This window comes from Longimicrobiaceae bacterium (assembly GCA_035696245.1).
Lineage (GTDB): Bacteria > Gemmatimonadota > Gemmatimonadetes > Longimicrobiales > Longimicrobiaceae > DASRQW01.
Window position 1 is genome coordinate 1 of the sequence record DASRQW010000454.1, and the last position, 8,914, is coordinate 8,914.

An 8,914-nucleotide genomic window follows, 5' to 3' on the forward strand; every position below is an offset into this window, starting at 1 on the left:
GTGCTCCAGGCCATCATCGAGGGTGTCGCCATCAACTATCCCGAGGCCGTGCTCATCGTCCTGCTGGTGGACGAGCGCCCGGAAGAGGTGACGGAGATGGAGATGCTGGGCCACGGCGAGGTGGTCGCCAGCTCGTTCGACTGCCCCGCCGAGCGCCACGTGGCCGTCGCCGAGATGGTGCTGGAGCAGGCGCGCCGCCAGGTGGAGAGCGGCAAGGACGTGGTGATCGTGCTCGACTCGCTCACCCGGCTGGCCCGCGCGTACAACACCACCGAGCGCGGCACCGGCCGCATGCTCTCGGGCGGCATCGACGCGGGCGCGCTGGAGAAGCCCAAGCGCTTCTTCGGGTCGGCGCGCAAGGTGCGCGGCGGTGAGGGCAGCCTCACCATCATCGCCACCGCGCTGATCGAGACGGGCAGCCGCGGCGACGAGGTGATCTTCGAGGAGTTCAAGGGCACCGGCAACTGCGAGATCGTGCTGGACCGCGAGCTCGCCGACAAGCGCATCTTCCCCGCGATCAACGTGGAGAAGAGCGGCACCCGGCGCGAGGACCTGCTCCTCCCGCCCGAGGCCATCGACAAGGTGTACCAGCTTCGCCGCGCGCTGCACTCGCTGCAGCCGGACGATGCCGTGCAGCTGCTCGTCAAGCAGATGTCCGACACCAAGTCCAACACCGAGCTTCTCGCCAAGCTGCGCTGAACACCTCGGCCGCAAAAAGTTCGAGATCGGAACGAAAGGGCGGACCTCCACCGGAGGCCCGCCCTTTCTGCGTATACTGTCGAGGCGCTATGGCGCTTGGCCGTGCGTGCATTCATCCGTAGAATGCGGACCTACGTCGGGTCGATGGACCGCGCGAGCCCGCAAACTTGGATTGGCCTCCACCTCAACGGGAGCGCGCGAATGGTTCCGGACGAGAAAGCGGAAGATGAGAGCCGGCGAGTTGCCCTGGCCCGGGAAGCCGAGATCGAACGGCGCATCGCGGAGATCGATTCCGGAGCCGTCGAGCTGGTTCCGGCGGAGCAGGTGTTCGCCGAGCTTCGAGCGCGCCTCCGATCTCTGCCTGCGCCCTCGCGGATGCGCCTTCCCCCAGCTGACGCAGCGCATCGCGCCATCGTAGGGTGCTGACCTGTGTGCTCGCCCGTCTCCCGGCGGCGAGTCATCTCAAATCCACGCAAGCGTTTATGCATGTAGGGATTCGATTCGTCGCATCCGCGCCGCCCGCATGCGACACGCCTTCGGGTGAACGACGTAGCGCATCGCCTGGTCCCTATCGCCTGCCTTCGCCCCGATGCCCAAAAGCTGACCACTGTCGATAAACACACTCCCGGCCTCACATCTCCCGCTCGCGGTCTGACCGCACATGGTTGAGCGATCCACCACCATCCGTGGACATCCGCAACGCGACGCGCGCGTGGCACCTTCAGACGAACACGGACTCCGAAACGAAGACAGCCCCGCCGAAAGGATCGGCGGGGCTGTGGCGTGTGGGACGAGGCTGGATCGTCAGCCGATCAGTCGATTCCCGCGAAGCTGCCGATGACGCGCAGCAGCTCGTGCGTGTCCACCGGCTTGGTGAGGAAGGCCGCGCAGCCGGCAGCCAGCGCCTCGGCGCGCTCGGAGTCGAGCGCGCGGCCGGTGAGCGCGACGATGGGGATGCGGGTGCCGCCGGGGGCGGTGAGGGCGCGGGCCACGTCCAGCCCGCCCATGTCCGGCAGGCCCAGGTCGAGGACCACGACGTCGGGCCGGCTCTCGCCCGCCAGCCGAAGCGCGTCGGCCCCGCGGGCGGCGGAGGCCACGCGGAAGCCGCTGTCTTCCAGCAGGATGGTGAAGGCGGTGCGGATGGCGTCGTTGTCCTCCACGAGCAGCACCGCGGGCGCGGGAGCGCTCACGCCTGGCCCACGCGGTGCGCCGCCTCGACCGTGGGGAGGGTGAAGTAGAAGCGGCTGCCGTTGCCCAGCTCGCTCTCCACCCAGATCTCGCCGCCGTGCAGCTGCACGAACTTGCGTGCGATGGCCAGGCCCAGGCCCGTGCCGTGGTGCATGCGGGCGCGCGACGCGTCGACCTGCGCGAACTCCTGGAAGATCAGCTCGTGGTTGCGCGCGTCGATGCCGATGCCGCTGTCGCTGACCACCACCTCCAGCCACGCCTCGTCGTGCCGCGCGCGGCGGGCCTCCACGCGCACGCTGCCCAGGTCCGGCGTGAAGTCGATCGCGTTGCCGATGAGGTTGCCCAGCACGTGCGCCACCTTGTCGCGGTCGGCGTGCACCAGCGGCAGCTCGCCGTTCAGCGCCGCCTCGTAGCGCAGGTTCTTGCGCTCGATGAGCGACGCGTTCATCTCGTATACCGACTGCACCACCTCGGCCACGTCGAACTCGGTGGGCTGCAGGACGATGGCGCGGGCGTTGGTGCGGGCGTAGGTGAGGATCTCCTCGATCATGGCCAGGAGCTGCCGGCAGCTGCCGATCATGCTCTCGATGGCCTCGCGCTGCCGGGGGCTGATCTCGCCCAGCAGGCCGTCGCGCAGGATCTCGCCGTAGGTGACGATGGCCGTGAGCGGCGTGCGCAGCTCGTGCGAGACGTTGGTCAGGAACTGCGACTTGGCCACGTCCAGGTTGCGCAGCTCCAGCACCGTGCGCTCCAGCTCCTCCACGCGCCGGGCCAGCCCCTCGCGGCCGGACGGAGCGTGCGCGCCGTCCAGCTCCACGGTGACGGCGGCCGTCTCGGCGGCGCCGGGCTCGCCGGCCAGCCGGAAGCCCTCGCGCGCGAGGACCTCGCGCAGCCTGGCCGCCGTCTCGTGATCGCCCTGGATGTGCAGTCGGAGATCGGTCATGCCCGCCTGGATGGGAAAACGGATGGGGTGCGTCAATTTAGACGGCGGCTCCAGCCGGTGCAAGGAGATCGTCCCCGTCCACCTCCTCGGCCAGAAGCTGCCGCCGCTGGAGCGCGGCGTACACGCCGCCGGCACGCAGAAGCGCCTCGTGAGTGCCCTGCTCGGCCACGCGCCCGCCGTCCAGCACCAGGATCAGGTCGGCGTGCATCACCGCCGTCACGCGGTGGCTCACGATCACGCTGGTGCGCCCGGCCAGGACGCCGCGCAGCCCCTCCAGGATCTCGTACTCGGTGTGCGTGTCCACGGCGCTCAGCGCGTCGTCCAGCACCAGCACGGGCGCGTCACGGGCCACGGCGCGGGCCAGGGCGGCGCGCTGTTTCTGCCCGCCGGACAGGTTGATGCCGCGCTCGCCCAGCAGCGTGTCGTACCCGCCGGGGAACTCCTCCACCGTGTCGTGCAGCCTCGCCACGCGGGCGGCGTCGCGGATGCGGTCACCGGCCGCCTCCTCTTCCGCGTCCTCGAAGCCCAGCGCCAGGTTCTCGCGGATCGTGGTCGAGAAGAGGAAGGTGTCCTGCGGCACCAGTGCCACGGCCGCCCGCAGGCGCGCCAAGTCCCAGTTGGCCACCGGCACGCCGTCCAGCAGCACCTCGCCCTCCGTGGGGTCGTACAGGCGCGAGAGCAGGGCGATGACGGTGGATTTCCCCGAGCCCGTGGGGCCTACGATGGCGGCGGTCTCGCCGGGGCGGACGTGGAAGCTGAGGCCGTCGAGGACGTCGCGCTCCGTACCGGGATACCGGAAGCGGACGCCGCGGAACTCGATCTCCCCGCGCACCTCGGCCGGGGCGTACGCGCCGGGACGGGTGGCGACGGCGGGCTCCATCGCCAGGATGCGGGAGACGCGGCCCATCGACGCGCCGCCGCGCTGGAAGAGGTTGACCACCCATCCCAGCGCGATCATGGGCCAGGTCAGCATCCCCAGGTAGACGATGAAGAGCACGAACTCGCCCACGGTGATACGGCCCGCGGCGATGGCGCTGCCGCCCATCCACAGGCTGACCGCCATCGCCAGCCCGGCCAGCAGCGTCAGCAGCGGGTAGAAGAGGCCCGACGTGCGCGCCAGGCCCACGTTCTGGTCCATGTACTCGCGCGAGAGAGCGGCGAAGCGGCCCGTCTGGTACTCCTCCTGCCCGTACGCCTTCACGATCCGGGCGCCGGCCAGGTTCTCCTGCGCCATGGTGGAGAGCACGCCGAACTGCTCCTGGATCTTCTCGAACCGGTCGTGGATCACGTTGCCGAAGCCGATGGTGACCGGCGGCAGCAGCACCATCGGCACCAGCGACAGCACCGTCATACGCGCGTCGATCCACGCCATGCGCCCCAGGGCGAAGACGGCGAACACCACGGTGTTGGCGAGGTACATGTAAGCTGGGCCCGCCACCATCCGCACGGCGGAGATGTCGTTCGTCGCGCGGCTCATGATCTCGCCCGTGGGGTGGCCGCCGAAGAACCCGGCGTCCAGCCGCAGCAGGTGCGCGAAGAGGTCGTCGCGCAGGTCGTTCTCCACCCGCCGGCTGACGCCGTTCAGGATCTCGCGCATCCCGTAGCGGCCCGCGCCGCTCAGGAGCGCGAAGAGGACGAGGAGACCGGCGTACCGCGCGATCATCGGCGCGCCGCCGGCGCCCTGGCGGTCCAGCACGTCGGTGCCCCACTTGATGCACTCCACGCTCGCCATGTTCAGGGCGTTGGAGGCCACGACCAGCACGATCCCCCACGCGATGAGGACGCGGTAGGGCCGCAGGTAGGGCAGAAGTGCGCGCAGCTGCTTCACTCGAAACCTGGCATGTGGGTTGCCCCTTCCGCCTGGCGCCGGCGCCCGGAAGGGGATGGTGACGATAACCCCGCCACGGCCCGCAAATCAAGTAATCACACGGATCAGGAGCCCTCCCATGCACATCAACAGAGCCGTCCCGGCCGTGCTCTTCGCGCTTTCTCTGTCCTCCCTGGTGGGCGCCTGCTCGCGCGATTCGGACACCGCCGACCGCAAGGCCCTCGAGCAGCAGGCGCTGCAGAAGGACGTGGACCTCGCACTTCAACCGGACACCACCGCGCAGCCGCAGCTTCGCGACGTGCCGCTGACCGACACTGCGGCCCCGCCCGCGCCGGTGCCCGCCCCCGCGCCCGAGGCGCCGCCGCAGCCGGCACCGCGCGCCACGCCGCCACCCCCGCGCCCGCACCGCGAGCTTCCGCAGCGCACGCAGCCGGAGGCCTCCGCTCCCGCGCCGGCCGCCCCGAGCCAGCCCGCCGGGCCGCAGTACGTGACGCGCCGCGCCCCGGCCGGGAGCACCTTCTCGGTCCGCATCGACCAGGAGCTGAGCACGCGCACCATGCGCGAGGGCGACGACTTCACCGCCACGCTCGCCGAGGCCATCACGGACGGCGAGGGCAACACGGTGATTCCCGCCGGCGCCACGGTGCACGGACGGGTGGTGAACGTGGCCGCGTCCAACCGCGCGGGGCAGAACTCGAACATCGGCGTGGCGTTCAGCTCCATCAGCTACGGCGGCGAGCGTTACCCCATCGACGGGACCGTCGTCAGCTCGCCAGCGGTGCGGCGCGTGAGCCGCGAGACGCGCGGGCAGCAGGCGGCGAAGGTGGGCGGCGGCGCGGTGGCGGGCGCGGTGCTGGGCCGCATCCTGGGCCACAGCACCAAGAGCACCATCGCAGGCGCGGTGGTCGGCGCCGCAGCGGGCACCGCAGCCTCCATCGCCACCGCCGACGTGGACGCGATCATCCCCGCCGGCTCCACCGCCACCGTCCGCATCGACAGCCCCATCGCCGTCCGCAAGCGCACCGACGAGTGAGCCTCGGCGTGCCGTCGTTCATTTCGGTAGATGAACGGCGCGTGATCGGTAGATGCGAGAAGCGCCCCGTCGGTCCGTCCGCCGGGGCGCTTCTCTTTCGGTGTTCGACGATGGCCGACGTGAGATGACGTGCGCAGCCTTCGATCACCCGCCCCCCCGATCCGACCCGCGGCATCTCTGCGGATGCGGACGTTGATCCGAACGTCGGGAGATTGGATGGCCGGATCGCGGGAAACGAAGAGCCCTCCGATGATCGTTGTCATTGGAGGGCTTTTCCTGTCGGGCGATGCGTGCTCGACCTCGCCGGGTCAGCAGAGACCCAGCCGTCGCGCGAGGTCGGCGGGCGGGAGGATCGACAGGCCACGGATGCGGAGGTCGCCGCTCTCCGGGTCGCGCATCGCGCCCGATTCGAAGTCGCTCATGTTGTACGTGGCGAGGTACTGCGCCCGGCCGGCGAGCGCAGCCTCCAAGACACCGCGGTCCTCCACGTCGCGAAGGGGGAGGACGCCCGCACCGCCGACGATCAGGTTCGGCAGCGATGCGAGCTCGGCGATGAGCTCCGTGCGCTCGGCCGCCAGCACGAGGCTGAGCCGCAGCGGGGGACGCTGGAGCACGTCGGTGAGCCGGTCCAGCATCGCGCGCGAGATCACGAGATCGAAGCGCCCGCTCCGGCACGCGTCCACCAGCCGGATCGGCGTGGTATCCCGCCGGCCCATCCCAACCGCGATCTCGGCGGCGACGAAGACGTTCAGATCCAGGCACACACGCGTCGGAGTGCTTGCCACCTACGCCTCGGGCCCGGTCGTCATCTCCACCGCGATTCTTGCGATCTCCTCCTCCGAAAGATCCGCCGCAGGCAAGGAGCCCTTCTTCTGGACCGCACGCGCCATCCGTTCGTCCGTGATCTCCCACCGGACGTTGAGCAAAGCACGGCTCATCTGCGCGATGGCGCGATCGAGGATCCCGGAATGGGACTCTTCCTCGGCAGCGCTGATCTCCAGGAACGCACGTCGCGCCGAGGCCGGAAGCTGCGCGTATAGCTCCAACGCAGTGCTCCCCACCTGTGCTTGTTTGCGGCCCTCCTCGCGCGTGATCTGGTCGATCCGCCTCTTGAGAAGCTCCGAGGTATATGCAGAGATCGTTGGCATGAGTGTCTCCTGTAGATAGCTCTCTGGATCGAAGTTCACGTCATGCGTCTGCTGTGTCAATGGAAACTGTAGAAACTATAGAAAGACTTCGGGGGCATCCTCTCTACTGACTGACGTATCAGAACGGAAACCCTCAGCTACTCCACGTCGGCGGAGTTCCGTGGCACCGGCTGACCCGCAGCGGGGGACCAGCGATGGTGGGTCCGTTGTTCGAACCCTAGCCACGCCACGGGCCGAGGCGCGGGAGCCAGCGGGGGACGTGGCGGGTGAAGGCGGCGTAGTCGTCTGGGAACGATGCGCGGAGCGTCGGCTCCTCGTACGCGAGGACGAACAGGTGCATCAGCAACCAGACGAGGGCGCCGTAGACGAGGACGCGTGTCTGGCCCAGCAACAGCCCCTGGCCGAGGATCAGCGAGACGACGGCGACGTACATCGGGTTGCGCACGAAGCGGTAAGGCCCGGTGACGACCAGACGCTCCGTCGGCGCGACGGGCGCGGGGGTGCCGCGGCCTTCCAGCGCGAACCGCGCGAACGCATCGATCAGCAGCACCATGCCGAGCGCCAGCACGAGCCCGCCAATCCAGCGCATTGCCTCGAAGCCCAGCAGCGGCGGCCGCATCTCCCATCGGCTGATCCACCGGGGCGCTACGCCAGCCACGAAGCCGGGCGCGACGAACAGGAAGAGGATCGATCCCAGCACCGAGCTCGTTCGTCTCATGGCCGCACCTCCAGGATGGATGGTGAGCACGCGCTACATCTACCGACCTGCCGGCGTTCCTCTGCCGTCCCTGGATCGTCATCGGACGGCTCGATCTCTACTGCACCGTCGGGCGGACTTCCGTGACGCCTACTGCGCCGCCGCCGCGCCGGGGGTCGGCGATGCCGGAGAGGATGCCGCCGGGGAGGACGAAGATGGACTGCACGTCGCCCTGGTAGCCCGGCCGCTCGGCGACTGCGTGGCCCATGGTGCGGAGCGCGGCGAGAGTTGCGGGGGGAAGGCCGCCGTGCTCGTAGTACAGCGTGTCCGGCAGGTTCTGATGATGCAGACGCGGCGCCGCGGCAAGCTCGGCAGCCGTCATCCGGAAGTCGATCGCGTCGGAGACGGTGCCCGCGATGGAGGTGATGATGGTGGAGCCGCCCGGCGTGCCCGTGACCAGCCGCACGCGCCCGGCGGAGTCGAGCACGATGGTGGGCGCCATGGCGGACAGCATCCGCTTGCCGGGCGCGATGGCATTGGCCGCCCCCTGCACCAGGCCGAACTGGTTGGGGACGCCCGGCTTGGACGTGAAGTCGTCCATCTCGTTGTTGAGCAGGAAGCCCGCGCCGGTGACCGTGACGCCGCTGCCGTACAGGGAGTTCAGCGTGGTCGTGACGGCGACCGCGTTCCCCTTGCCGTCCATCACCGAAAAGTGCGTGGTGTGGTTGCCCTCCGGTGCGGGCCCGAGGCCCGGCGTCACGGTGGACGACGGCGTGTTTCGGTTCGGCTGGATGGTCGCGCGGCGCGTGGCGGCGTACGCGGCGCTCGTCATGCGCGCGACGGGCTGGGGGACGAAGTCCGGATCGGCCAGGTAGGTGTTGCGGTCCGCATAGGCGCGGCGCGCGGCCTCGGTGAAGAGGTGCACGTGGCGAGGGGAGAGGAAGCCGGCGGCGCGCAGGTCGTAGCCTTCCAGGATCTTGAGCATCTCCGCCATGGTCGCGCCGCCGGACGATGGCGGCGGCATGGAGATGACCTCGAAGCCGCGGTAGCGGAAGCGGATGGGGTCGCGCCACACCGCCCGGTACGCGGCCATGTCCGCCGCGGTGATGATGCCGCCGCCGCGCCGCATCTCCGCCTCCACCAGCTCGGCGGTGCGGCCGCGGTAGAAGCCGTCCGTGCCGCCGTCGGCGATGCGGCGGAGCGTGGCGGCCAGGTCGGGCTGGGCCAGGCGCTCGCCCACGCGCAACGGGCGCCCATCTTTCAGGAAGACGGCGGAGGTGGCGGGGAAGGCGTGCAGGATCCTCTCGTTGCGCGACAACGACGAGGCGAGCCGTTCGTGCACGACGATGCCGTCCGCCAGGGCGATGGCGGGCTGGAG

At 69.9% G+C, this 8,914-nt stretch carries 9 protein-coding genes; 2 read left to right on the forward strand and 7 right to left on the reverse strand.

Annotated elements, in window-relative coordinates; translation table 11 throughout:
- A partial coding sequence (rho, locus tag VFE05_20420; GenBank protein HET6232452.1) for a transcription termination factor Rho occupies window positions 1-699 on the forward strand: 699 nt, incomplete at its 5' end.
- Between the two features lie 812 nt (window positions 700-1,511).
- Here rho and VFE05_20425 read toward each other — a convergent pair.
- From VFE05_20425 to VFE05_20435, 3 genes are read right to left on the reverse strand one after another with little or no spacing between them, the layout of a single operon-like run.
- Complete coding sequence (locus VFE05_20425; GenBank protein ID HET6232453.1) at window positions 1,512-1,889, reverse strand: response regulator; 378 nt, start codon at window positions 1,887-1,889, stop codon at window positions 1,512-1,514.
- Window positions 1,886-2,830: a HAMP domain-containing sensor histidine kinase gene (locus tag VFE05_20430; GenBank protein ID HET6232454.1), complete on the reverse strand. Its 945-nt coding sequence runs from the start codon at window positions 2,828-2,830 to the stop codon at window positions 1,886-1,888. Before VFE05_20430 ends, VFE05_20425 begins: the two co-directional genes overlap by 4 nt.
- A gap of 37 nt (window positions 2,831-2,867) precedes the next feature.
- A complete protein-coding gene (locus tag VFE05_20435) occupies window positions 2,868-4,658 on the reverse strand; it encodes an ABC transporter ATP-binding protein (protein ID HET6232455.1) in 1,791 nt (596 codons plus the stop codon).
- Between the two features lie 118 nt (window positions 4,659-4,776).
- Here VFE05_20435 and VFE05_20440 point away from each other — a divergent pair, with 118 nt between their 5' ends.
- On the forward strand, window positions 4,777-5,691 hold the full coding sequence (locus VFE05_20440; protein HET6232456.1) for a hypothetical protein: 915 nt from the start codon (window positions 4,777-4,779) through the stop codon (window positions 5,689-5,691).
- Window positions 5,692-5,999: 308 nt separating this feature from the next.
- Here the strand turns inward: VFE05_20440 and VFE05_20445 are convergent, their stop codons facing one another.
- From VFE05_20445 to ggt, 4 genes are all read right to left on the reverse strand, one after another.
- Window positions 6,000-6,476: a PIN domain-containing protein gene (locus tag VFE05_20445; GenBank protein ID HET6232457.1), complete on the reverse strand. Its 477-nt coding sequence runs from the start codon at window positions 6,474-6,476 to the stop codon at window positions 6,000-6,002.
- Window positions 6,477-6,878 carry a hypothetical protein gene (locus tag VFE05_20450; protein HET6232458.1) on the reverse strand — a complete coding sequence of 134 codons (402 nt, stop codon included), beginning with the start codon at window positions 6,876-6,878 and terminating at the stop codon, window positions 6,477-6,479.
- Window positions 6,879-7,056: 178 nt separating this feature from the next.
- Window positions 7,057-7,557 (reverse strand): isoprenylcysteine carboxylmethyltransferase family protein, encoded by a 501-nt coding sequence (locus VFE05_20455; GenBank protein HET6232459.1) that lies wholly within the window; start codon window positions 7,555-7,557, stop codon window positions 7,057-7,059.
- A gap of 97 nt (window positions 7,558-7,654) precedes the next feature.
- Window positions 7,655-8,914 (reverse strand): gamma-glutamyltransferase (ggt, locus tag VFE05_20460; protein HET6232460.1); only part of this gene is annotated, 1,260 nt, incomplete at its 5' end.